At 59.6% G+C, this 23,852-nt stretch carries 21 protein-coding genes; 11 read left to right on the top strand and 10 right to left on the bottom strand.

The window, feature by feature from the left end:
- The 10 genes from tcyN (at position 1) to ACZ9IM_RS00535 (ending at position 10,691) form a co-directional block, all read left to right on the top strand.
- Positions 1-750 carry an L-cystine ABC transporter ATP-binding protein TcyN gene (tcyN, locus tag ACZ9IM_RS00580; RefSeq protein WP_476223182.1) on the top strand — a complete coding sequence of 250 codons (750 nt, stop codon included), beginning with the start codon at positions 1-3 and terminating at the stop codon, positions 748-750.
- Positions 751-1,254: 504 nt separating this feature from the next.
- Positions 1,255-2,019 carry a hypothetical protein gene (locus tag ACZ9IM_RS00575; protein ID WP_427624216.1) on the top strand — a complete coding sequence of 255 codons (765 nt, stop codon included), beginning with the start codon at positions 1,255-1,257 and terminating at the stop codon, positions 2,017-2,019.
- 406 nt (positions 2,020-2,425) lie between these two features.
- Positions 2,426-3,667, top strand: a complete 1,242-nt coding sequence (locus tag ACZ9IM_RS00570; RefSeq protein ID WP_476223181.1) for an SfnB family sulfur acquisition oxidoreductase — start codon at positions 2,426-2,428, stop codon at positions 3,665-3,667.
- Between the two features lie 23 nt (positions 3,668-3,690).
- On the top strand, positions 3,691-4,884 hold the full coding sequence (locus tag ACZ9IM_RS00565; RefSeq protein WP_476223180.1) for an SfnB family sulfur acquisition oxidoreductase: 1,194 nt from the start codon (positions 3,691-3,693) through the stop codon (positions 4,882-4,884).
- Positions 4,884-6,242 (top strand): LLM class flavin-dependent oxidoreductase, encoded by a 1,359-nt coding sequence (locus ACZ9IM_RS00560; protein WP_427624214.1) that lies wholly within the window; start codon positions 4,884-4,886, stop codon positions 6,240-6,242. Before ACZ9IM_RS00565 ends, ACZ9IM_RS00560 begins: the two co-directional genes overlap by 1 nt.
- Before the next feature lie 146 nt (positions 6,243-6,388).
- Complete coding sequence (locus ACZ9IM_RS00555; RefSeq protein ID WP_476223179.1) at positions 6,389-7,198, top strand: MetQ/NlpA family ABC transporter substrate-binding protein; 810 nt, start codon at positions 6,389-6,391, stop codon at positions 7,196-7,198.
- A gap of 2 nt (positions 7,199-7,200) precedes the next feature.
- Positions 7,201-8,322, top strand: coding sequence for a methionine ABC transporter ATP-binding protein (locus tag ACZ9IM_RS00550; RefSeq protein ID WP_476223178.1), 1,122 nt, complete (start codon positions 7,201-7,203; stop codon positions 8,320-8,322).
- Positions 8,312-8,956, top strand: a complete 645-nt coding sequence (locus ACZ9IM_RS00545) for a methionine ABC transporter permease (protein ID WP_008005138.1) — start codon at positions 8,312-8,314, stop codon at positions 8,954-8,956. Before ACZ9IM_RS00550 ends, ACZ9IM_RS00545 begins: the two co-directional genes overlap by 11 nt.
- A gap of 552 nt (positions 8,957-9,508) precedes the next feature.
- A complete protein-coding gene (locus tag ACZ9IM_RS00540; protein WP_007903130.1) occupies positions 9,509-9,865 on the top strand; it encodes a DUF6124 family protein in 357 nt (118 codons plus the stop codon).
- A gap of 196 nt (positions 9,866-10,061) precedes the next feature.
- Positions 10,062-10,691: a class I SAM-dependent methyltransferase gene (locus tag ACZ9IM_RS00535; RefSeq protein WP_476223177.1), complete on the top strand. Its 630-nt coding sequence runs from the start codon at positions 10,062-10,064 to the stop codon at positions 10,689-10,691.
- Positions 10,692-10,799: 108 nt separating this feature from the next.
- Here ACZ9IM_RS00535 and ACZ9IM_RS00530 read toward each other — a convergent pair whose 3' ends face one another.
- The 3 genes from ACZ9IM_RS00530 to ACZ9IM_RS00520 are packed head-to-tail and all read right to left on the bottom strand — an operon-like array spanning position 10,800 to position 16,017.
- Positions 10,800-13,853 (bottom strand): efflux RND transporter permease subunit, encoded by a 3,054-nt coding sequence (locus ACZ9IM_RS00530; protein ID WP_476223176.1) that lies wholly within the window; start codon positions 13,851-13,853, stop codon positions 10,800-10,802.
- Positions 13,850-14,917, bottom strand: coding sequence for an efflux RND transporter periplasmic adaptor subunit (locus tag ACZ9IM_RS00525; protein WP_427624207.1), 1,068 nt, complete (start codon positions 14,915-14,917; stop codon positions 13,850-13,852). The genes ACZ9IM_RS00530 and ACZ9IM_RS00525 overlap by 4 nt, the downstream gene beginning before the upstream one ends.
- Positions 14,914-16,017 (bottom strand): efflux RND transporter periplasmic adaptor subunit, encoded by a 1,104-nt coding sequence (locus ACZ9IM_RS00520; protein WP_476223175.1) that lies wholly within the window; start codon positions 16,015-16,017, stop codon positions 14,914-14,916. Before ACZ9IM_RS00520 ends, ACZ9IM_RS00525 begins: the two co-directional genes overlap by 4 nt.
- A gap of 213 nt (positions 16,018-16,230) precedes the next feature.
- Here ACZ9IM_RS00520 and ACZ9IM_RS00515 point away from each other — a divergent pair, with 213 nt between their 5' ends.
- Positions 16,231-17,391: an AAA family ATPase gene (locus ACZ9IM_RS00515; RefSeq protein WP_427624205.1), complete on the top strand. Its 1,161-nt coding sequence runs from the start codon at positions 16,231-16,233 to the stop codon at positions 17,389-17,391.
- Between the two features lie 128 nt (positions 17,392-17,519).
- Here the strand turns inward: ACZ9IM_RS00515 and ACZ9IM_RS00510 are convergent, their stop codons facing one another.
- From ACZ9IM_RS00510 to ACZ9IM_RS00480, 7 genes are all read right to left on the bottom strand, one after another.
- Positions 17,520-18,410, bottom strand: coding sequence for a transporter substrate-binding domain-containing protein (locus ACZ9IM_RS00510; RefSeq protein ID WP_476223174.1), 891 nt, complete (start codon positions 18,408-18,410; stop codon positions 17,520-17,522).
- The gene (locus ACZ9IM_RS00505; RefSeq protein WP_427624204.1) at positions 18,407-19,189 is read right to left on the bottom strand and encodes an amino acid ABC transporter ATP-binding protein; all 783 of its coding nucleotides are present in this window, start codon (positions 19,187-19,189) and stop codon (positions 18,407-18,409) included. Before ACZ9IM_RS00505 ends, ACZ9IM_RS00510 begins: the two co-directional genes overlap by 4 nt.
- Positions 19,186-19,845 carry an amino acid ABC transporter permease gene (locus ACZ9IM_RS00500; protein ID WP_476223173.1) on the bottom strand — a complete coding sequence of 220 codons (660 nt, stop codon included), beginning with the start codon at positions 19,843-19,845 and terminating at the stop codon, positions 19,186-19,188. Before ACZ9IM_RS00500 ends, ACZ9IM_RS00505 begins: the two co-directional genes overlap by 4 nt.
- Positions 19,826-20,491 (bottom strand): amino acid ABC transporter permease, encoded by a 666-nt coding sequence (locus ACZ9IM_RS00495; protein WP_007941049.1) that lies wholly within the window; start codon positions 20,489-20,491, stop codon positions 19,826-19,828. The genes ACZ9IM_RS00500 and ACZ9IM_RS00495 overlap by 20 nt, the downstream gene beginning before the upstream one ends.
- 558 nt (positions 20,492-21,049) lie before the next feature.
- Positions 21,050-21,832: a MetQ/NlpA family ABC transporter substrate-binding protein gene (locus ACZ9IM_RS00490; protein ID WP_476223172.1), complete on the bottom strand. Its 783-nt coding sequence runs from the start codon at positions 21,830-21,832 to the stop codon at positions 21,050-21,052.
- 262 nt (positions 21,833-22,094) lie between these two features.
- Positions 22,095-23,027: a sigma 54-interacting transcriptional regulator gene (locus tag ACZ9IM_RS00485; RefSeq protein WP_476223171.1), complete on the bottom strand. Its 933-nt coding sequence runs from the start codon at positions 23,025-23,027 to the stop codon at positions 22,095-22,097.
- Positions 23,028-23,089: 62 nt separating this feature from the next.
- The gene (locus tag ACZ9IM_RS00480) at positions 23,090-23,671 is read right to left on the bottom strand and encodes an alpha/beta hydrolase (protein ID WP_008009598.1); all 582 of its coding nucleotides are present in this window, start codon (positions 23,669-23,671) and stop codon (positions 23,090-23,092) included.
- Positions 23,672-23,852 lie beyond the last annotated feature (181 nt).

Here is a 23,852-nt window from a genome sequence, read left to right as displayed (position 1 = left end):
ATGATTGTCGTGGAAAAACTGACAAAGCAGTTCAAGGGTCAGGTGGTGCTCAACGGCATCGATCTGCAGGTGAAGGAAGGCGAGGTGGTGGCGATCATCGGCCCCAGCGGCTCGGGCAAGACCACCTTCCTGCGTTGCCTGAACTTTCTCGAGGAGCCTAGCAGCGGCCGGATCAAGGTCGGCGACATCGAGATCGATGGCAGCCGTCCCCTGAACCAGCAGCAGAGCCTGGTACGGCGCTTGCGCCAGCACGTGGGCTTTGTGTTCCAGAACTTCAACCTGTTCCCCCATCGCACGGCCCTGGAAAACGTGATCGAAGGCCCGTTGGTGGTGAAAAAGATCCCGCGCACCGAAGCCGTTGCCCTGGGTAAAAAGCTGTTGGCCAAGGTCGGCCTGGCGGGCAAGGAAGACGCTTACCCGCGACGCCTCTCCGGCGGTCAGCAACAGCGTGTGGCGATTGCCCGGGCGTTGGCGATGGAACCGGAAGTGATACTGTTCGATGAACCGACCTCGGCGCTGGACCCGGAACTGGTGGGTGAAGTGCTGGCGACCATCCGCGGCCTGGCCGAGGAGAAACGCACCATGGTGATCGTTACCCACGAAATGGGCTTTGCCCGGGACGTGGCCAACCGTGTGGTGTTTTTCGACAAGGGTGTGATCGTCGAACAAGGCGAAGCCAAGGCACTGTTTGCCAACCCGAAAGAGGAACGGACGAAGCAGTTTCTCAGCAAGTTTCTTAATAACGCTTAGTGCTGCCCCACTCAAAAACTGTCAACTTCCATGGATGGAAGTGACATCAACTCCGCTTTATAAAAGCCAATAGCATCTTTCAACGACTCACACAATTCGCCCCCACCCTAAATAACTTCCCGGCATCCCATGCGGTACATATATATGTCCTGCAACAGATTCATATCGCCTAAAATTTATAAAATACCCTGCTACCCACGCTCAGAGGGTTGCTGCCTCAGAGGCATAAAACCCACCAAATACCACACTTTATTCGACAGAGTGATGCGGTTTATTAACCATACTGCGTAGGAGCTTTCTGAATCGCGCAAGAACTAACCTTTAACCAACCCACGCTATTGACACCTATTCAAACGCACTCTTATCTAGTTCCCAACAGGCAACAGTCAACACACTCATTATTATTTAATCGCGCCAATAGCGAATCGTTTTGTTGCTTGGTAATTCACGCCTTTCGATCTTTCAGAAATGGACTTCGCGGCAAAGCCTCAAGGAGAGAAACCCATGACCAGCACTTCCAACAAACCTGAACTTGCAGCCCCGACCCTGGCGCAAAGCCACAAGGCCGGTATCAACATCACCTCGGCCGCGCACCTTATGATCGACGTGCCACCCTACCCCGGCATGGACGAAGGCGATCTGATCGAGCTGTTTTGGGACAACTGCTACGTGGCCTCCTGTGTCTTGAGTGCCGATCATGGCAGCACAGCCGTGAGTCTGCGGGTGCCGGAAAGCTTCATTGCCAATGGTTCTGCCCGCGTCCATTACAAGGTCATGCAGGTGGGGCAAGGGCCAGCGGTATCACCGGCGGCGCGCGTCCAGATCAAACTCGATTGCCCGGGCGGCCTGCCCTCGCCCCTTTGCGACGAGGAAAACCAGAGCCTGGCGCCGGTGTTTATCCCCGAGACCATTCGCCGTCAGGGGGTCAATCCGAACCAGGTCAAACGCGGTGTCCCGTTGACCATCGAACCGTACCTGAACATGGCCGCCGACGACGAAATCACCTTGCGCTGGGGCGACGTGCGCATGGACCTGCCCAAGCTCAAGGCTTGCGATGTGGGTCAGCCGATTCAGGTGTGGGTGCCCCCAGCGATCATTGTCGAAGCCGGCGAAGACCTTCGATTGGAAGTGACCTACTGCATCCTCGACCGCGTGGGTAACAACTCACGCTGGGCACCGGCACGCACACTGAAGATCGGCTGTGCCAATCCCTACCTGAAAGTGCCGCAGAAAGAAGCGCTCATGGCCGCTGAATCCCGGAAGAAGTGAAGACCCTGTAGCAACACTCCTGTTGTGTCATGAGGTTTTTTTGTGGCGAGGGAGCTTGCTCCCGCTGGGGTGCGAAGCGCCCCTGAAACCGACAAACGCGTTCTTTCAGATTGAACCCCGTTAACGATTTTTGCGACTGCTGCGCAGCCGAGCGGGAGCAAGCTCCCTCGCCACGGGGGCTCCGACCACGTGGGCGAAGTCACCCTTCTATACATATTCCTAAAAGTTAGTTCATTAATTATTTATACACGTTTAGGGTATATGCACCGGACCACCGGACATTCTTGTTTTTCGTTCGCCGCAACCCATGCGGCGCTTTCATGAGATGTGAGGTAGGTATGGTCCGGAACACAATCACCCCAGTGCAAATCGCCAGGGCATTGCGTGCAGCCAAGGAGCGGCACTGATGTCCAGTCTGGCAGACGCAATCGTCCAGAGTGATCTGGACATTGCCCCATTGTTGTTGCCCGCGCAGGTCTTGCGCAACGACGCACAAGCCATCAAGGCGGCCCATGAGCTGGCGCAAGTCGCCCGCCTGCAAGCAGCCAAACGTGACCAGCAACGCAAGTTGCCGTGGTCGGAAATCGAGCAGTTCACCCGCAGCGGTCTGGGCAGTATTTCCATCCCGCGAGAATACGGTGGCCCGCAGGTTTCATTCGTCACCCTGGCCTCGGTGTTCGCGATCATTTCCGCGGCCGATCCGGCGTTGGGGCAAATCCCGCAGAACCAGTTCGGGATTCTCAACCTGATCCTCGGCAGCGCCACCGAATCGCAGAAAAAACAGCTGTTCAAAAGTGTGCTCGAAGGCTGGCGGATCGGTAACGCGGGACCGGAGCGCGGAACCAAAAACACCCTGGAGCTCAAGGCGCGGATCAGCGCCGACGGCGATGGCTTCGTCATCAACGGGCAGAAGTTCTATTCCACCGGCGCGTTGTTCGCCCACTGGGTCGCAGTCAAGGCGCTGAACGACGACGGCAAGCAAGTGCTGGCCTTCGTCCGTCGCGGCACACCAGGGCTGCGCATCGTTGATGACTGGTCGGGGTTCGGCCAGCGCACCACTGCCAGCGGCACCATTTTGCTCAACAACGTACGGGTCGACGCCGAGCTGGTGGTGGATAACTGGAAGATCAACGACAGCCCGAATACTCAAGGCGCCGTGTCGCAGCTGATTCAAGCAGCCATCGACGCCGGCATCGCCCGGGGCGCCATCGATGACGCCATCGAGTTCGTGCAAAAACGCGCACGCCCCTGGATCGACGCCAAGGTCGACCGGGCCAGCGACGACCTCTATGTGATCGCCGACATCGGCAAGCTGAAAATCGAACTGCACGCCGCCGAAGCGTTGTTGCGCAAGGCCGGGCAAGTACTCGATCAGGTCAACGCCGCGCCGCTCACCGCCGAGTCCGCTGCGCGCGCCTCGATTGCCGTGGCGGAAGCCAAAGTGCTGACCACCGAGATCTCGCTGCAGGCCAGCGAAAAGCTCTTCGAACTGGCCGGCAGCCGCGCCACCCTCACCGAATTCAACCTTGACCGCCACTGGCGCAATGCCCGAGTGCACACGCTGCACGACCCGGTGCGCTGGAAGTATCACGCGATTGGCGCTTACCACCTCAATGGAACCTTGCCTGCGCGGCATTCCTGGATCTGACGACCAGACATCTGGAGAAACACATGACTCTTTCTCACCACGTCGCGGTCATCACCAGCGATGAGCAAGCCCTGATTGTCGCCAGTGACCTGGCCGACGATTTCAAACGCGACAGCGCCCTGCGCGACCGCGAGCGTCGTTTGCCATACCCGGAGCTGGAAGTATTTTCCCGTTCGGGTCTTTGGGGCATCAGCGTGCCAAAGGAATATGGCGGCGCCGGGGTTTCCAACGTCACCCTGGCCAAGGTCATCGCGTTGATCGCCCAGGCCGACGGCTCCCTCGGACAAATCCCGCAGAACCATTTCTATGCCCTTGAAGTGCTGCGCGTGAACGGCACCGATGAGCAGAAAAAACGCCTGTACGCAGAAGTGTTGGCCGGCCAGCGCTTCGGCAATGCACTCGCGGAACTGGGCACCAAAACCGCCCATGACCGCGTCACCAGCCTGACTCGCGATGGCAACGGCTACCGCATCAACGGTCGCAAGTTCTACGCCACCGGCGCCATTTACGCCCAGCGCATCCCGACGTCGGTGGTTGACGAAAACGGCGTGCAGCAACTGGCCTTCGTCCCGCGCAACAGCAAAGGGCTGACGGTGATCGACGACTGGAGTGGCTTCGGCCAGCGCACCACCGGCAGCGGCTCAGTGGTGTTCGAGGACGTCTACGTCGCCGCCGAGGATGTGATCCCGTTTCAAAGCGCATTCGAGCGCCCGACCACCGTCGGCCCGTTGGCGCAGATTCTCCATGCCGCCATCGACACTGGCATCGCCCGCGCCGCTTACGAAGATGCACTGCATTTTGTGCGCACCAAGACCCGGCCGTGGATCGACGCCACTCATGAAAAAGCCACCGAAGACCCGCTGACCATCAAGAGCTTCGGCCACTTGAGTATCCGCCTGCACGCCACCGAAGCCCTGCTGGAACGCTCCGGCGAATTCCTCGATCAGGCCCAGGCCGACACCAATGCAGAGACCGTCGCCGCCGCGTCGATTGCCGTTGCCGAAGCCCGGGCCATCAGCACCGAAATCTCCCTCGCCGCCGGCAGCACACTGTTCGAACTGGCCGGCAGCCAGGCGACGCTGGTCGAACAAGGCCTGGATCGCCACTGGCGCAACGCCCGGGTGCATACCCTGCACGACCCGGTGCGCTGGAAATATCACGCCATCGGCAATTACTACCTCAACGATGAAAACCCTCCATTGCGAGGGACTATTTGATGGCTGATGCCAAAAAGAAAATCCTGCTCAACGCCTTCAACATGAACTGCATCGGGCACATCAACCATGGCCTGTGGACGCATCCACGGGACAATTCCACCCAGTACAAAACCATCGAATACTGGACCGAACTGGCTCAGTTGCTGGAACGAGGACTGTTCGACGGTTTGTTCATCGCCGACATCGTCGGCGTGTACGACGTCTATCAAAACTCGGTGGACGTGCCGCTCAAAGAGTCGATCCAGTTGCCGGTCAATGACCCGTTGCTGCTGGTCTCGGCCATGGCTGCGGTCACCAGAAACCTCGGCTTCGGCCTGACCGCCAACCTGACCTACGAACCGCCGTATCTGTTCGCCCGGCGCATGTCGACGCTTGATCATTTGAGCCGTGGGCGGGTCGGCTGGAACATCGTCACCGGCTACCTCGACAGCGCCGCCAAGGCCATGGGCCTGAGCGAACAGGTGGAACACGACCGCCGCTACGACCAGGCCGACGAGTACCTGCAAGTGCTCTACAAACTCTGGGAAGGCAGCTGGGAAAACGGCGCGGTGCTCAACGACCGCGAACAGCGGATCTACGCCCAGCCAGACAAAGTGCACAAGGTCGAGCACAAGGGCGAGTTCTATCAGGTCGAGGGCTATCACCTCTGCGAACCGTCGCCGCAACGCACACCGGTGTTGTTCCAGGCCGGCAGTTCCGATCGCGGTTTGCTGTTCGCCGGTCGGCATGCCGAGTGCGTATTCATCAGCGGTCAGAACAAACCGGCGACCCGGGTTCAGGTGGACAAGGTTCGCGCCAGCGCCGTCGAGGCCGGGCGCAATCCCTGGGACATCAAGGTGTTCATGGGCTTGAACGTGATTGTCGGTGAGACAGAAGAGCTGGCCTGGGCCAAGCATGCCGAGTACCTGAGCTACGCCAGCGCCGAGGCCGGTGTGGCGCACTTTTCGGCGTCCACCGGGATCGATTTTTCCGAGTACGAACTCGACGAACCAATCCAGTACGTGAAGAGCAACGCCATCCAGTCCGCCACCAAGAACCTGCAAAACAACGACTGGACCCGCCGCAAATTGCTGGAACAACACGCCCTCGGTGGCCGCTACATCACCGTGGTCGGCTCGCCGCAGCAGGTGGCGGATGAGCTGGAATCGTGGATCGCCGAAACCGGCCTGGACGGCTTCAACCTGACACGGATCGTCACCCCGGAAAGCTATGTGGACTTCATTGAACTAGTGATTCCGGAGTTGCAGCGCCGAGGGTCGTACAAGACCGCTTACGACAACGGCAGCCTGCGGGAAAAGCTGTTTCATGGCCAAGCGCATTTGCCTGAACAACACACAGGTTCCCATTACCGACACTAACCCCCGACCCTGATCGTTCCCACGCTCTGCGTGGGAATGCAGCCAGTGACGCTCTGCGTCACCGCCGCAGGGACGCGGAGCGTCCCGGGAGGCATTCCCACGCGGAGCGTGGGAACGATCGCCTTAACTTGACTGGAAAACTCATCATGACCAAGAAACTCCTCTCCCACCCAGTCAAAGCACTGGCCCTGGCCCTCGGCCTCTTCAGTTCCGTCACCTTCGCCGCCGACGCACCGCTGAAAGTCGGCACCACCGCCGCCTTCGCCATTCCCCTGGAGGCAGCAGTAGAAGAAGCCAACAAACAAGGCCTGAAAGTCGAACTGGTGGAGTTCAGCGACTGGATCGCCCCCAACGTCAGCCTCGCCTCGGGCGACATCGACGTGAACTATTTCCAGCACATCCCGTTCCTGGAAAACGCCAAGGCCGCCGCCGGTTTTGACCTGGTGCCGTTCGCTCCGGGCATCATCAACAACGTCGGCCTCTATTCGAAGAAATACAAAAGCTTCGACGCGTTGCCCGAAGGCGCCAGCGTGGCCATCGCCAACGACCCGATCAACAGCGGTCGCGGCCTGCAACTGCTGGCCAAGGCCGGGCTGATCACGCTCAAACCGGGTGTCGGCTACAAGGCCACCGAAGAAGACATCATCGCCAACCCGAAGAAAATCAAAATCCTTCAAGTCGAGGCCGTGCAACTGGTGCGCGCCTACGACGACGCCGATCTGGTTCAGGGCTACCCGGCCTACATTCGCCTGTCGAAGACCTTCGATGCCAGTTCCGCCCTGCTGTTCGATGGCCTCGATCACAAGGAATACGTGATCCAGTTCGTGATCCAGCCGAAAAGCAAAACCGATCCGCGGCTGATCAAGTTCGTCGACATCTACCAGCATTCGCCAGCCGTTCGTGCAGCGCTGAATAAAGCCCACGGCAAGCTCTATCAAGCCGGTTGGGAAAGCTGAGCATGACGGCCGCGATCCAACGGCGACTGGACCTTCCAGAGCCACATAACGCCACACAAACCGAACTGCACCCAGAGCTCAATCGCGCCCATGTGCGCTTCATCGGCCTGGGCAAAACCTACAACGGCCAGCAAGGTCCGGTGGCGGCCTTGCACGGCATCGACCTGGCGATCCAGCGCGGCGAAGTGTTCGGCATCATCGGTCGCAGCGGCGCCGGCAAGTCATCGCTGATCCGCACCATCAACCGCCTCGAACAACCGAGCAGCGGGCGGGTGCTGATCGATCAGGTGGACATCGGCGAGTTCGACGAAGACCGCCTGGTGGCGCTGCGGCGGCGGATCGGCATGATCTTCCAGCACTTCAATCTGATGTCGGCCAAGACGGTTTGGCAGAACGTCGAATTGCCGCTGAAAGTCGCCGGCGTGCCCAAGGAGACGCGCGAGCAGAAAGTTCGCGAGCTGCTGGAACTGGTCGGTCTGCAAGGCAAGCACAAATCTTATCCGGCGCAGCTTTCCGGCGGGCAGAAACAGCGTGTCGGCATCGCCCGCGCGCTGGTGCATGATCCGGAGATTCTGCTGTGTGACGAGGCGACGTCGGCGCTGGATCCGGAGACCACGCAATCGATCCTCGGCCTGCTGCGCGAGATCAATCAACGGCTGGGTTTGACCATCGTGCTGATCACCCACGAGATGGCGGTGATCCGCGACATCTGTGATCGGGTCGTGGTGCTGGAACACGGGCGAATCGTCGAGCAAGGGCCGGTCTGGGAAGTCTTTGGCAACCCGCAACATGAGGTCAGCAAGACCTTGCTCGCGCCGCTGCAACACGGCCTGCCGGAAGAACTGCAAAGCCGTTTGCGCTCGCAGCCGCAGTCTTCCGACGCCGCTGTGGTGCTGCGTTTGCAATTCACCGGCAGCACCAGCGACGAGCCAGACCTGGCGGCGCTGTTCAACGCCCTCGGTGGCCGCGTGCGCTTGCTGCAAGGGGGCGTGGAACGGATTCAGGGCCATGCCCTCGGGCAGTTGCTGCTGGCGGTGACCGGCTCGTCCCTGGGCGCCGAGGAATTGCATCAGCGCGCCGGCAACTGGGCGCAACAGGTGGAGGTGCTGGGTTATGTGGTTTGATCGGTTGCTTCAAGGTTTTATCGACACGTTTTTGATGGTGGGTGTGTCGTCGCTGATTGCACTGTTGGCGGGCATTCCGCTGGCGGTGATTCTGGTCACCAGCGCCAAAGGCGGGATCTACGAAGCACCGGCGCTGAACCGCGCACTGGGCGCGTTCGTGAATCTGTTTCGCTCGATTCCGTTTTTGATTTTGATGGTGGCGCTGATTCCGTTTACCCGGTTGATCGTCGGCACCACGTATGGCGTTTGGGCTGCCGTGGTGCCGCTGACCATCGCCGCCACGCCGTTCTTTGCGCGCATTGCCGAGGTCAGTTTGCGCGAGGTCGACCATGGGTTGATCGAAGCGGCGCAAGCGATGGGCTGCCGACGCTGGCATATCGTCTGGCATGTGCTGCTGCCCGAGGCGCTGCCGGGGATTGTCGGGGGTTTCACGATTACGTTGGTGACGATGATCAACTCCTCGGCCATGGCCGGGGCGATTGGGGCCGGTGGGTTGGGGGACATCGCTTATCGGTATGGGTATCAGCGGTTTGATAGCCAGATCATGTTGACGGTGATTGTGTTGCTGGTGGTGTTGGTGGCGGTGATTCAGTTGGGTGGGGATCGGTTGGCGCGTGGACTCAACAAGCGCTAAGCATGTCGCGAACACTCATTGTGGTGAGAGCCCTTTGTGGCGAGGGGGCTTGCCCCCGTTCGGCTGCGCAGCAGTCGTAAACCGGCTGACGCAGCAATCCTGAAGAAACGCGGTGACTGGTTTTAGGGCCGCTTCGCAACCCAACGGGGGCAAGCCCCCTCGCCACAAAAGCTCCATTGCCACAGGTAATCACCGACCTTCGGAGGGAACATTTCGCACAGGAAAATCAGAGTGCCAGCAGGCCCGATCCCTTTCATTTGCAGGACATTTCCTAGATCATTCCGCTCGCTTGCGCCGACAGAATCTGGTGGCTAGTCTCGGTTCGTCACTGCTCATCAGTGATCGGGTTTAGTAGCCCGGATCAATAGGCGCATAGCGTTTCATACTCATGTCCGGCACTTTTTCCGGATGTTGAATATGGTGGCTGTGCGTGGGGCGCCCTCGGGTGCACCGGTTTTCCTATTGACCGGCCTACTAACCTGCGTACAGCCGCCACCCATCGTTTAGTAGGCGAAAAGTGACGGCTCCCATGCAGCAATAGGAGCAACATTCATGGAAAGATCCATTCCAGATCCACCCCCAGACACATCCTCCAACAAAGCCTTCACCGACGACCTGCTCAAGGACCGTTCCGCGCTTTACCGTGCGATCGATTTCCACCTCACCGGCAAGCAGCCGACGGCGCCCGATGAATTACGCTTCTACAACGTCAGCAAAGACGTGAGCTTCGAAGACGCCCAGCTCTATGTGGCGGATCTGTTGCGCTGCGCCTCGGTCACGGCGTATCAGTGCGGCGATCAACTCAAGGGGGCCGATCGGGCGTTGGTGTTCTCCGTTTGGCATTTGCTGGAGATTGCCAAGGCGATGGTTGATCGGTCCATTGAATGTCTGGGGATGAAACAGAGTTGAGTCTGGCTGAAGTCATTGGTTGTCAGTGATACCGCCATCGCGAGCAGGCTCGCTCCCACAGTTGATCTGCTGCGAACACACAACCTGTGTTCGACACGATCCATTGTGGGAGCGAGCCTGCTCGCGATGGGCTGCGCAGCAGCCCCCGGCGTCATGGCGTATATTCGGCTAATCCCAATTACCTGCGCAGCCAACCATGAAACAGACTCCCGACGACCTGGAGCAAATCACCTCCACCACCCTGGGCCATTACAACGCGGTGGCCGAGGACTTCCGTGAGGGCACTCGCGATCACGATGTCAGCCAGAACATCGACGCCCTGTTGCGGCATATTCAGGGTGAGGCGCCATTCAGCATTCTCGATTTTGGCTGTGGCCCTGGCCGTGATCTGAAAACCTTCACCCGCCTGGGCCACAGCGCCATCGGGCTCGACGGTTCTGAAAAGCTTGCACAGATGGCCCGGGAGGACAGTGGTTGCGAGGTCTGGCAGCAGGACTTTCTGAAACTCGATCTGCCGGCCGAACGCTTCGACGGGATTTTTGCCAATGCGGTGCTGTTTCACATTCCGAGTCAGGAGTTGCCTCGGGTGCTGAAGGAACTGCGCGGAGCGTTGAAACCGGGCGGTGTGTTGTTCAGTTCCAATCCTCGTGGCGAGAATCAGGAAGGCTGGAACGGGCCGCGTTATGGGGCTTATTACGATCTTCAGGTGTGGCAGGAAATGCTGACTGAAGCGGGGTTTGTGGAGCTTGAGCATTACTACCGGCCAACGGGGCTGCCGCGGGAGCAGCAGCCTTGGTTGGCGAGTGTCTGGCGTCGAGCCAACTGATCGTTCCCACGCTCTGCGTGGGAACGCCTCTCGGGACGCTCTGCGTCCCTGCGGCTGTGACGCAGAGCGTCACTGGCTGCATTCCCACGCGGAGCGTGGGAACGATCATTAGGCAGACTCATTCTTCGGCTCGCGAACCTTGTACCAGGCCACGTACAGCGCCGGCAAAAACAGCAGCGTCAGCAAAGTCGCGATGATGATCCCGCCAATCATCGCGTAGGCCATCGGCCCCCAGAACACTTCCCGCGCGATCGGGATCATCCCCAGGCTCGCTGCCGCCGCCGTCAACAAAATCGGCCGACGCCGGTGTTCCGTGGCTTGCACCACCGCGTCCCACGGCGTGTAGCCGCTCTTCTCGAAAGAGTCGATCTGGGTCACCAGAATCACCGAGTTGCGGATGATGATGCCGATCAGCGCCAGAATCCCCAGGATGGCCACGAAGCCCATTGGCGTGCCGGTCGGGATCAGCGCCAGTACCACGCCGATCAGGCCCAGCGGCGCGACGCTGGCCACCAGGAACAGCTTCTGCACGCTGTGCAACTGGATCATCAGGAAGGTCGCCATCAAAAACAGCATCAACGGCACCACCTTGGCAATCGGCCCCTGGGCCTTGCCGCTTTCTTCTACCGTGCCGCCAGTGGCGACTTTGTAGCCCACCGGCAAACTGGCGGCGAATTTGTCGATATCCGGTTGCAGTTGTTGCACCAGGTCGGTCGGTTGAATCTCGTCACGCACCGCGGCCTTGATGGTGATAGTGGGTTTGCGATCACGACGCCAGACCAGCGGCTGTTCGAGTTCATAACGCACCGTGGCAAACGCCAGCAGCGGAATCGACGTGCCGCTCGGGGTGACGATCTGCAAGTTCTCCAAGGTTTTCGGACTGCCGCGTTCGGCATCCTCGGCACGGCCCACCACGTTGATCAGGTAGATATCATCATCGACCTGCGTGACCGGCAAGCCGACGACGATGCTGTTCATCAGGTTCGCCACATCCTCCGACGACAGCCCCAGTTGCCGTGCCCGGTCTTGGGCGATGTCGATGCGCAAGACTTTGCCCGGCTCGTTCCAGTCGTAAATGATTTCGCCGATGTGCGAGTTCTTATCCAGCTCGGTCGCCAGGGCAATCGCATGTTTGCGCACCTGATCGATGTCTTTGCCGCTGACCCGGTACTGAATCGGCCGCCCTACCGGCGGGCCCATTTCCAGCGCCTGGACGTAACTGCCGACACCGACGAATTCTTCGCGCAGGCGCTTTTGCAAACGCTCGGTCAGGGCCGTGCGCGATTCCAGGCCTTTGCTGACGATCACCAGTTGCGCGTAGTACGGGTTCTGCAATTGCTGGTCGAGGGGCAGGTAGAAACGGATCGCCCCCTCACCGATGTAAGTGCTCCAGCGCACGATGTCCGGGTCATCCTTGAACGTCGCTTCAAGCTTGTCCACCACCTTGCGGGTTTCGGCGATCGAAGCGTTTTGCGGCAGGTTCAGGTCGACGAGAATTTCCGGGCGGTCGGAGGACGGGAAGAACTGGTTCTGCACGAACTGCATGGAAAACACCGAGAGCACAAACAGCGCCACGGTGATGCCGATGGCCCACCAGCGATTGCGCATGGCCCAGAGCAGGCCGCCATTGAACGCCCGACCGATGCGCCCAGGCTCCGCGTCATGAGGCTTCACCTTGGCGCTCAGAATATGCACACCAAGCACCGGGGCGAACAGCACGGCGACGATCCAGGACACCAGCATCGCCACTGCGATCACAGCAAACAGTGTGAAGGTGTACTCACCGGCCGAGCTTGCGTTCAAGCCGATCGGCACAAAACCGGCGACAGTGACCAAGGTGCCGGTGAGCATCGGGAATGCGGTCGAGGTGTAGGCGAAGGTCGCCGCCTGCTCCTTGGTTTCGCCCATTTCCAGGCGTGTGACCATCATCTCCACGGTGATCATCGCATCGTCCACCAGCAGGCCGAGGGCGATGATCAGCGCACCGAGGGAAATCCGCTGCATGGTGATGCCGCTGTATTCCATGAAGAGGAAGACCATCGCCAGCACCAATGGAATCGAACACGCCACCACTAGCCCGGCGCGCACGCCAAGACTGACGAAGCTGACGATCAGCACGATCACCACGGCTTCGAACAGCGCACTGGTGAAACCGCCGACGGCTTCTTCCACTACGTCGGCCTGGTCGGACACGTTATGCACGCCGACGCCCACCGGCAGGTCCGCCGTCAGTTCATCCATGCGCAGGTGCAACGCCTTGCCGAAGTCCTGAATGTTGCCGCCCTTCTTCATGGCGATCGCCAGGCCAATGGCCGGCTGGCCGTTGAAGCGAAACTCCGGGGTCGACGGATCGACGTAGCCACGGCTGATGTTGGCGATATCGGCCAGTCGATAGAAGCGATCGTTGAGCTTCAGGTTGACATTGGCCAGGTCTTTTTCAGAGGCAAACTGGCCCGAGGTCCGCACCGAAATCCGCTCCGGGCCGGCCTCGATCACCCCGGCCGGGGTCACGGCGTTCTGTGATTGCAGGCTCTGCACCACCTGACGCTGATCGATGCCGAGGGCGGCGAGTTTGCGGGTGGAAAAATTCAGGTACAGCACTTCATCCTGCTCGCCGACCATCTCGACCTTGCCCAACCCCGGGACTTCACGGATTTCGGCACGCACCTGTTCCACGTAATCGCGCAACTGGCGCATCGACAGGCCATCGGCGGTAAAGGCATACACCGAACCGAACACATCGCCGAACTCGTCGTTGAAACCCGGCCCTTGCAGGCCCTTCGGGAAGTCACCGCGAATGTCGTTGATCTTCTTGCGCACCTGGTACCAGATTTGCGGGATGTCCTTGGCACTGGTGGTGTCGAGCAGGTTAACGAACACCGTTGATTCGCCGGGGCGGGTGTAGCTTTTCACGTAGTCGAGCGAGTCGAGTTCTTCGAGTTTTTTCTCGATCCGGTCGGTGACCTGCTTGAGGGTCTGTTCCTGGGTCGCGCCGGGCCAGCGAGTCTGGATCACCATGGTTTTGATGGTGAACGAGGGGTCTTCTTCACGACCGAGGTTCAGGTACGAGAACACGCCCATCAGCAGCGCGACGAACATCAAATACCAGACAAACGACTGATGCTTGAGGGCCCATTCGGATAAGTTGAAACTCCCTTTCATTGCGGGCTGCCCTCGTCGATTTTCACTTTCTGCCCCGGTTTGAGGCTGTTCACACCCGCGCTGACCACCCGCTCGCCGGTTTTCACGCCGTTGGCCAGGACCACCGTGGCATCGGTCCGACTGATCAGGCTGACCTCCCTTGGCGAAACGGTTTGCGTCTGTGGATCAACAACCCAGATCCGCAGTTTTCCATCGACCTCCTGCAGCGCGCTCACCGGCAGTTCGAGGCGCGGCTTGATCGCGGAGCTGAGGGTCACGCTGATCGCCGTGCCAAGTCGAAAACCCGGTGGCGTATCGGCCAGGCTCAGGCGGGCGCGACGGGTGCGGGTCGCGCTTTGCGCCTGGGGTTCGATCTCGCGCACGATGGCAGTGCTGGTGATGCTCGGGTCCAGTTGTGAGGCGACCTGGAACACCACGTCGGCTGGCAACTGATCAACAAGGGTATCGGGCAGGTCGATCACCGCTTCCTTGATGTCCGGCTGCGCCAGGGTCACTACTTGCTGGCCGGCCGTGACCACTTGCCCGGCTTCGGCGTTCCACGCGGTGACGATGGCTTTGTGGTCGGTGCGTAGCTCAACGTAGTTGAGTTGGTCCTTCGCCTGATCGACGGCGGCCCTGGCTTGATCGAGGGACGCCTGGGTGGTTTTCAGGTCGGTCTGGGCGATATCCAGTTGCGCCTGCGCTCCAACCCCGCGATTGAACAGTTCCTGCTGACGCCGGGCGTTGGCCTGAGCGTTGATGAGCTGCGCCTGAACCCGCGCCAGATCACCCTGGGCGGAGCGCAACTGGTTCTGCTGATCGGTGGGGTCGAGGGTCGCGAGCAACGCGCCCTTCTGCACTTCAGCGCCGACATCGACGTTACGGCTGGCGATACGCCCCGGCACCCGGAAACCGACGTTGCTTTCGTAACGGGCCTGAATGCTGCCGGCAAACCGGCCGAGGTCTTCTTGATTGAGCGCCCTCACTTCCACCGACAACACCGGCCGAACCGGTTCTGGCGGCGCTTCCTCCTTGGAACAGGCGACCAGCAACAAACCGGCGGACAACAGCAACAGGCGCTTCATGGCTGGGCTCCTGTCGCTGGGGGCTGGTAGGTGTTTTCGACAATCTCCACGCGCACACCCGGATGCAGTAACTGGCCGCCTGCGGTGACGACTTTTTCGCCCCCGTTAAGGCCGGCGCTGACAATGACTTTGCCGGTCAGGTAACGGCCGACGGTGACGGTGTGCAATTGCGCCTTGCCCTCGGCATCCACCAGCCACACGGCCGGGTCACTGAGGTTTTTGGTCAGGGCCGCCCAAGGCAGCTCCACTGCGGTTTTGCCCACTGGCTTGGCGGTGGCGCTCACCACCGACCCCAGCTGCATGCCCTCGGGGAGGCTGTCGAGGGTGACTTTGACTTGTACTGTGCCGGTCTGCGCCGAGACTGCCGGCGTGACTTCCCGCACGGTGCCCGTGGTCTTGATTTTCGGGTTGTCGAGCAGGCTGACCACAATCGATCTGTCCGCCGGCGGCTCCGTCAGCAGTGATTCGTACACGTTGAACACCGCGTCACGCTCACCGTCCCGGGCCAGGCTGAAAATCGGCACTGTGGCTTGTACCACTTGGCCGACTTCAGCCTGGCGCGCGGTAATCACCCCCGGCGCTTCGGCAATCAACGCGGTGTAGCTCAGTTGATCACGGGCGTTGGCCAATTGCGCTTGAGCGGCGGTCAGCGCGCTCTGACTGCTGCGCAAGGCGGCTTGGGCGGAATCGTATTCGCTCTGGCTGGTGTAGCCCTTGGGCAGGAGTTTTTGTTGGCGAACGAAGGCGGCGGCGGTTTGCTTGACCCGGGCCTGTTCGGCAACGACCTGGGCCTGGGCCGAGTCGACGCTGGTTTGCAGGTCCTTGGGATCGAGCTTGGCCAGCACTTGTTTGGCCGAAACCCGGTCACCGACATCGACCATGCGCTGGATGATCTTGCCGCCCACGCGAAACGACAGTTCGGTTTGTACTCGCGCCTGGACGTCGCCGGTGAGTGTCACCGCGGCGGCGTAATCCGATGGTTTGACCTCTTGCACGAAGACGCGTGGGCGGTCCTTCTCGACGGGCTTTTTATCGCCACAGGCGCTCAGCAGGGCGATGAGGCTCAGGCCAACCATGAATTTCAATCCGGGACCTGCCATGCAAACTCCTTTGCGTTGTACGAACGTGCAAGTGACGATACGACTGTGAGCTTAGAACAGCGTTCCACGTCTGCACGAGCGATCCTTATACTCCACTGATCGTTCCCATGCTCTGCGTGGGAACGCCGCCATGGACGCTCTGCGTCCACTGTGACGCGGAGCGTCACGGGATGCATTCCCACGCGGAGCGTGGGAACGATCAATGAGGAACTCATGCTCAAAACCCTAGCGGTAGCCAATTACCGCTCGATCAATAAATTGGTGATTCCGCTTGGCCGGTTGAACCTGATCACCGGCCCCAACGGCAGCGGCAAATCCAATCTCTACCGCGCCTTGCGCCTGCTGGCGGAAACCGCTCAGGGCGGGGTGGTCAATGCGTTGGCACGCGAGGGTGGGCTGGATTCGACGTTCTGGGCAGGTCCGGAAAACATCACCCGACGCATGCGCAATGGTGAAGTCCCGATCCAGGCGACCGTGCGACACGGCGCCAAACGCCTGCGTCTGGGGTTTGCCGGTGAAGATTTCAGCTACTCGATCGCGCTGGGCCTGCCAGAGCCAAGTCATTCCGAGTTTTCTCTGGACCCGGAAATCAAAAAGGAATGCATCTGGTCCGGGCCGTTCTATCGACCGGCCAGCCTGTTGGTGGATCGCGATGGCCCGCTGATCCGCGCTCGGGTCGGTCGCGGCTGGGAAGTACTGGCGCAGCACACGCCGAACTTCGACAGCCTGTTCGATCAGGTCGGTAGCTTGCGCACCTCGCCGGAAGTCTTGCAGCTGCGTGAGTTCATCCGCCGCTGGCGCTTCTACGACCACTTTCGCAGCGACGCCGACGCGCCAGTGCGCCAACCGCAACTGGGCACCCGCACGCCAGTGTTGCACCACGACGGTCGCGACCTCGCCGCAGCGTTACAGACCATCCGCGAAATCGGCGATCCCGAAGCATTGCAGGCGGCAATCAGCGATGCGTTCCCCGGCGCGACACTGAATATCGCACCGCTGCAGGGTGGGCGGTTTGCGATCGAGTTCTATCAGGAAGGGTTGTTGCGGCCGTTGTCCGCCGCCGAGTTATCGGATGGGACGTTGCGCTATTTGTTGCTGGTTGCGGCGTTGCTGACTCCTCGGCCGCCGACGTTGATGGTGTTGAACGAGCCGGAAACCAGTCTGCATCCAGACCTGCTGCCGGCGTTGGCGCGGTTGATCATTCGAGCGTCCGAACAGTGTCAGGTGTGGGTGGTGTCTCATGCGCGGCGGTTGATCTCGGCGCTGCAGCAAGACCCGGAATGCAATTGCATTGTGCTGGAGAAGGATTTCGGCCAGACCGGGATAGTCGGGCAGCGGATGCTGGATGAGCCGGCGTGGTATTGGCCGGATTGAGACACACTGATCGTTCCCACGCTCTGCGTGGGAATGCAGCCAGTGAGCTCTGCGTCACAGCCGCAGGGACGCCGAGCGTCCCGAGAGGCATTCCCACGCAGAGCGTGGGAACGATCATCTGAAGCAAATCACCCCTGCCACTTCCCACCCTCGACAATCACGCTCTCAGGCTTGGTGTCATCGCTCAATTCTTTACGCACATACTGGTCGTACAGCTTGAGCAGAAACTTTTCCTCGCCCAACTTCGCCAACTCCACATTCACCCAGTCGCGCAGTTCGATATTGCCCTTCTTCACCGCCGGAGCGATCGGTGCTTCGGCACCCAGTTTTTCCTCCAGCACGCGGTAACCCGGGTTCTGCTTGGCCCAGCTGAACAGCACCAGGTTGTCCTGCGCATAAGCGTCGCCGCGACCATTGGCCAGGGCTTGCAAAGACTCGGAGTTTTTCTCGAACTTCAGCAGTTTCCAGTCCGGATGATTCTTGGTCAGCCAGATATCCGCCGTGGTGCCCGTGGTCACGATGGTGGTGCGGGTCGCCAGGTCATCAAGGTTCTTCACCGAACTCGCCTGCGGCACCAGTGCCTGCACCGCAACCTTGAGGTTCGGGTTGGTGAAGTCCACTGCGTCCTTGCGCTCCGGAGTGACGGTCATGTTGGCCAGGATCAGGTCGACCTTGTCGCTTTGCAGGAACGGAATCCGGCTCGCCGGCTCCACCGCAACAAACTCCACTTTGTTCTCATCGCCCAACAGATCCTTGGCGAATTGACGACCAATGTCGGTATCGAACCCCACGTAGCGCCCGGCCTCATCGACAAAACCGAACGGCGGTTTATCAGTGAAGACGCCGACGATCAGCTTGTCCCGGGCTTTGATTTTTTCCAGATAACCAGCCGGTGCGGTGCTGACGCTGGCGGCTTTCGGCTTTGTCGGTTCTTCGGTTTTGTTGCAGCCGGCGAGCAGCGCCAGGCCGAACAGCGGGAGCAGCAGCAGCAGCAGCAGAGAAGACTTGGCAGTTTTCATGACAGTTCCAATTCCTTTGTTTGAGTCGTTTTGGGTAGTGCGGCGACGTAGGAGAACTTCTCCAGGAACTGCTGCGCTCGTGCGGTTTGCGGGTTCGTAAAGAAAATCTCGGGGGGGTGTTGCTCAAGAATGCGCCCGGCATCCATGAACACAATGCGGTCGGCCACCGCGCGGGCGAAGGCCATTTCATGGGTGACGATCAGCAGGGTCATGCCCTCGCGGGCCAGGCCCTGAATCACTTCGAGCACTTCCTTGACCATTTCCGGATCGAGGGCGGCGGTGACTTCGTCGAAGAGCATGACCTTGGGGTTCATGCACAGCGAACGGACGATAGCGATGCGTTGCTGCTGGCCGCCGGAGAGCTGGCGCGGAAAGGCGTCGCGCTTGTCCAATAGACCCACGCGCTCCAGCAAAGCCTCGGCCTGTGCGCGGGCTTCACGGCGTTCGCGTTTCTGCACCTTGAGTGGGCCGAGCAACAGGTTGTCGAGCACACTCATGTGCGGGAACAGGTGGTAGCTCTGGAACACCATGCCGATCTGCTGACGCACTTCGCGCCAGTCGGTGCCCTTGTCCAGCAACTCGCGCCCGGCAAAATTCAAGCTGCCGCTGTGAGCGACTTCCAGGCCGTTGAGGCAGCGCAGCAAGGTGCTTTTGCCACAGCCGCTGGGGCCGAGGATGACGATCACCTCGCCCTGTTTCACCTGCAGGTCGATGCCGTTGAGCACCTGCTGCTCGCCGAAAAACTTGTTGAAACCCTTGAACTCGATCAATGCACTCATGCTTGCGTCCAGCGCCGCTCCAGCACGCGTGAAGCGGCCGACAGCGGGTAGCAGATGAAAAAGAAGAACAGAAATAGCGCGCCGTAGATCAGCACCGATTCGTAGGTACGTTCGATGATCTGCTGACCGACCTTGATCACATCCACCACGCCGATCAGCACCGCCAGGGAACTGGTTTTGATGATGCGCGTGTAGACGTTGATGGTCGGCGGCGTCATGCGTTTCAGCGCTTGAGGTAGCAGCACGTAGCCGTAGAGTTGCGGGCCATCCAGGCCAATCGACAACCCCGCCTCACGCTGGCCGCGCGGCAACGAATGCAACGCGCCGCGCACCACTTCACCGACTTCGCTGGCGCCCCATAGCGACAACACCAGCACCGCGCACCAGAAGCTCGGAATGCTCAGCCCAAAAAAGATCGGCAGGCCGAAGAACAGCAAATACAGCCAGACCAGCACCGGGATTGCCCGGAACAGTTCCAGATAGACCCGCAGAACCGCGTTCAGCCATTTCGAATTCAGCGTGCGCAACACGCCGTAGAGCACGCCGCCGACGGTGCTGATGACGATGCTCAAAAAAGAGATCGACAGGGTTTGCGCAGCGCCTTTGCCCAGTTGCGGCAACGACACCCATAGCAATTCAAGACCCGAACTGGCCATGCTGGAGCCTCCTTTCCAGACGGCTGAGCAGCAACGACAACGGCAAAAACAGCAGCACGCAAATCAGCGTCAGCACGGCGAGCATCTCGTAGGTTTTGTAATAGAGCGCGATGTAGCTTTTAGTGGTGTAGAGAATCTCCGGCACCGCCACCGCCGAGACCACGGTGGTTTCCTTGAGCAGGAAAATGAAGTTGGCGAACAGCGATGGCAGGCTGAGGATGCCGGCTTGCGGCAGGATCACGTAGCGCAGCAATTGCCCGTGGGACAGACCAATGGAGCGGCCGGACTCAAGTTGCGCCTGAGGCACCGCATCCACGCCGGCACGCAGGACTTCGGTGAGGTAGGCGCCGCCAAGGAAAGTCATGGTGATGATCGCCGCCGCGAAGCCCGAGACTTTGATGCCCAGCGCCGGCAAGGCGAAGTAGACGAAGAACAACTGAATCAGCAGTGGCGTGTTGCGCGCCAGTTCCACGTACAGCCCGACCAGGCGTTGCAGGTAGGGTGTGCGAAACACCAGAATCGTCGCGTTGATCAGCGCCACCAGCAACGAAGTGCCGATGGCGATAAAGCCGACCTGCAGCGTCACGCCCACGGCTTTGAGAAACGCCGGCAGGGTGCTGAGGATAAACGCGTAATCGAAAGTCATTGAACATCCTGTACGCCGCTCGGTAAGCGACGATGGCGCAGTCCATGGGCAGTGGATAACCACCCGGCAGGCACCGACTTTAAAGGTATAAAAAGAAGAATTTAAATACCGTTAAAGCATATTGATATCACGCAAAAGACTATCCTGCGGATTTGCCGAGACTGGGGAAGACGACTATTTTTCTTTGTGCTGTAGGAAGGATCTTTTTTTCAAAATACCCCTCCAAGGACGTGCAGCTTTTGGCCAGACTCCCGGCCGAACCATCACAAGGAAGAGAAAAATGGCTGACGTAAACGTGCCGCAGCGGCTGGATCCGCAAGACATCGTGAAATTGCTGGTGGCGTTGCGCAAGGCGCTGAAGGCGCGGGTGGCCTGAAACTTTAAAGCAAAAGATCGCAGCCTCGTTTCACTCGACAGCTCCTACAGGGATATGCATTTCAATGTAGGAGCTGTCGAGTGAAACGAGGCTGCGATCTTTTGATCTTGGCGTAATAAAAAACGCCGACGCTATATCAGCCGTCGGCGTTGAAACCTTGAAGGGGTTGAGACTGCGGTCGATCAGAACGCCGGCAGTACCGCGCCGCTGTACTTCTTGGCGATGAATGCCTTCACTTCCGGGCTGGTCAGGGCCTTGGCCAGTTTCTGGATGGCAACGCTGTCCTTGTTGTCTGGACGCGCCACCAGGAAGTTCACGTAAGGCGAATCGGCACCTTCGATCACCAGCGCATCTTTAGCCGGGTTCAGACCCGCGTCCAGCGCGTAGTTGGTGTTGATCATGTCCAGGTCGACCTGGTCCAGAACACGCGGCAGCATGGCCGATTCCAGCTCCTTGAACTTGAAGTTGTGCGGGTTCTTGGCGATGTCTTTCGGTGTGGCCACAGCGTTTTTCGGGTCTTTCAACTCGATCAGGCCAGCCTTCTGCAGCAGGATCAGGGCACGGCCACTGTTGCTGCCTTCGTTCGGGATGGCGATGGTTGCGCCGTCTTTCAGCTCAGCCAGGCTTTTGACTTTCTTCGAGTAGCCGCCGAAGGGTTCGACATGCACGCCGATCACGGTCACCAGGTTAGTGCCTTTGCCTTCGTTGAAGTTTTTCAGGTACGGCAGGGTCTGGAAGTAGTTGGCGTCCAGACGCTTCTGGTCGACCTGCACGTTCGGCTGAACGTAGTCGGTGAAGACTTTGATTTCCAGGTCCACGCCTTCTTTGGCGAGGGTTGGCTTGATCAATTCAAGAATCTCGGCATGTGGAATCGGCGTCGCCGCAACCACCAGTTTCTCGCCAGCCTGGGTCAGGCCCGCAGTCAGGGCAGCCGCCAATGCGGTAAACAACAGAACCTTTTTCATGCAGTGTCCTTATCGAAATTCGCGGCCATCATCGACGACGGCTAATTAGTACGAGTGCCAGTGATGTGCTATCGCTGGCGTGACGCGGACAATACCGGGATTTTTTATTCCCGAACAATATCTTTTATTCACTTTCATATTCCATTTTATTCATACAACCGCCACGCCCGATGTAGGAGCTGCCGAAGGCTGCGATCGTTTGATTTGGCGATTTCAAAGGCACCGAAAATCAAGATCAAAAGATCGCAGGCTGCGCCAGCTCCTACACAAGCCCGGTGGCTTTGAGCAGTTGTTTCAAGGCATCTTTCTCGGCGGCGGACCCGTTTCCGAGGATTTTTTTGAGTTGCTGCTCGATCTGAAGCAGCGATACCGATGCCTCGGGCAAATTCAAATGCTCCGGCAAAATCTCATCGCCGGTACTCACCAACAACGCAAAGTGGATGACGTTCTCCAGCTCCCGGGTGTTGCCCGGCCAACTGTGCTGCTCCAGCAGATGCTGTGCGGCTTCGCTGATCAATGGCACCGGCAGATCGAGGCGTTGGCTGTAGATGCCTAGGAAGTATTCGGCCAGCGACAAAATATCACCCACCCGTTCGCGCAAGGCCGGCAGTTCGAGTTGGCCTTCACTGAGGTAGTGATAGAGCCGCTCATGGAATTTTCCGGCAGCCACGGCCTGAGCCAGATCGATGCTGGTGGCGGCCACCAGACGTACGTCCACCGGGCTTGGCTGCTGAGCGCCAACGCGAGTGACTTCGTGGTTTTCCAGGGCTGCGAGCAGCTTGATCTGGATTGGCAACGGCAAGTCGCCGATCTCGTCCAGATAGAGCGTGCCGCCATTGGCCGAACCGAACCAGCCAGCGCGACTGCTGGCCGAACCGCTGTAACTGCCGGCGGCATAGCCGAACAGTTCAGCGTCGGCGTAGGTCGGGCTGATCGCCCCGCAATTGACTGATACGAACAATCCACCACGATCACTGGCGCGATGGATGTGCCGCGCCAGCAGTTCTTTACCGCTACCGGTTTCACCACGAATCAATACCGAGATCGAACGTGGCGCCAGTTGTTCCAGCTCCTGGCGCAACTGCCGGGAACGCGGATCGACGAACACCAACGCCTTGGCGCGAATGCTCAGCGGGCTTTTTTCCGCGTCAGGAAAGGTCAGCAGCGGCTGACCGAAGGTTTCATGCAGGCTCATGGCAGACTCCCGCCCCAAAACCGCCGGGAGGCGGGGGCGTTTTTTTTAAAAAAATAAAGGGTTCAAGCGCGACGCAGGGCGTGCTGTTCCATGCGATTTTGCAGACGATAGAGGTACGCAAAACCTTGCTCCCAGCGCTGGTGACCGGACTTCACGTTGATGTGCCCAGCCCCCGATAAAATCCCCGCCTCGGCGCCCCAGTTACGTGCCAGTTCAAGCGCTCGTGGCGCACTCACTGCACTGTCGTTGTCGGAGCTGACGACCTGGCTCGGGAATGGCAGCAAATGAGTCGGGATCGGTGCAAAGTTACGCAAGGCCGGTGCACAGGCCGGACGCTCAACGTCCGCTGGCGCGACCAGCAAAGCACCACGCACCTGGCGCAGAAAATTCAGTGGCGCCGTGGCCGCCCAATGGGCGACGGTGATGCAGCCCAGACTGTGGGCGATCAGAATCACTGGCGTGCTGTCGGCGGCAATCGCCTCGGCCAGTGCCGCGACCCAGTCCTCACGACGAGGCGTCAGCCAGTCGGCCTGCTCCACCCGCGCACTGTTTGGCAGGCTGTTCTGCCAATGGGTTTGCCAATGATCTTCTGGCGATCCTTGCCAGCCCGGCACAATCAGGTAGCGAATTGATTCGTTGCGCATGGGGGAGCTCTCCTGCTGCGTGTCTGTTCGTGACCGAGTATAGGGAGGAGAGTTATATTCGTTAAGGAATAAGAAGCTATTTATTAATACCCATATCGAATATTGATTCGATCACCTGTGGGAGCGAGCCTGTGTGGCGAGGGGGCTTGCCCCCGTTCGACTGCGAAGCAGTCGTAAAACC

The organism is Pseudomonas sp. TE12508 (assembly GCF_056279485.1).
The sequence above is the reverse complement of the archived record's forward strand: the minus strand, read 5'-3'. Positions and strand labels throughout refer to the sequence as shown.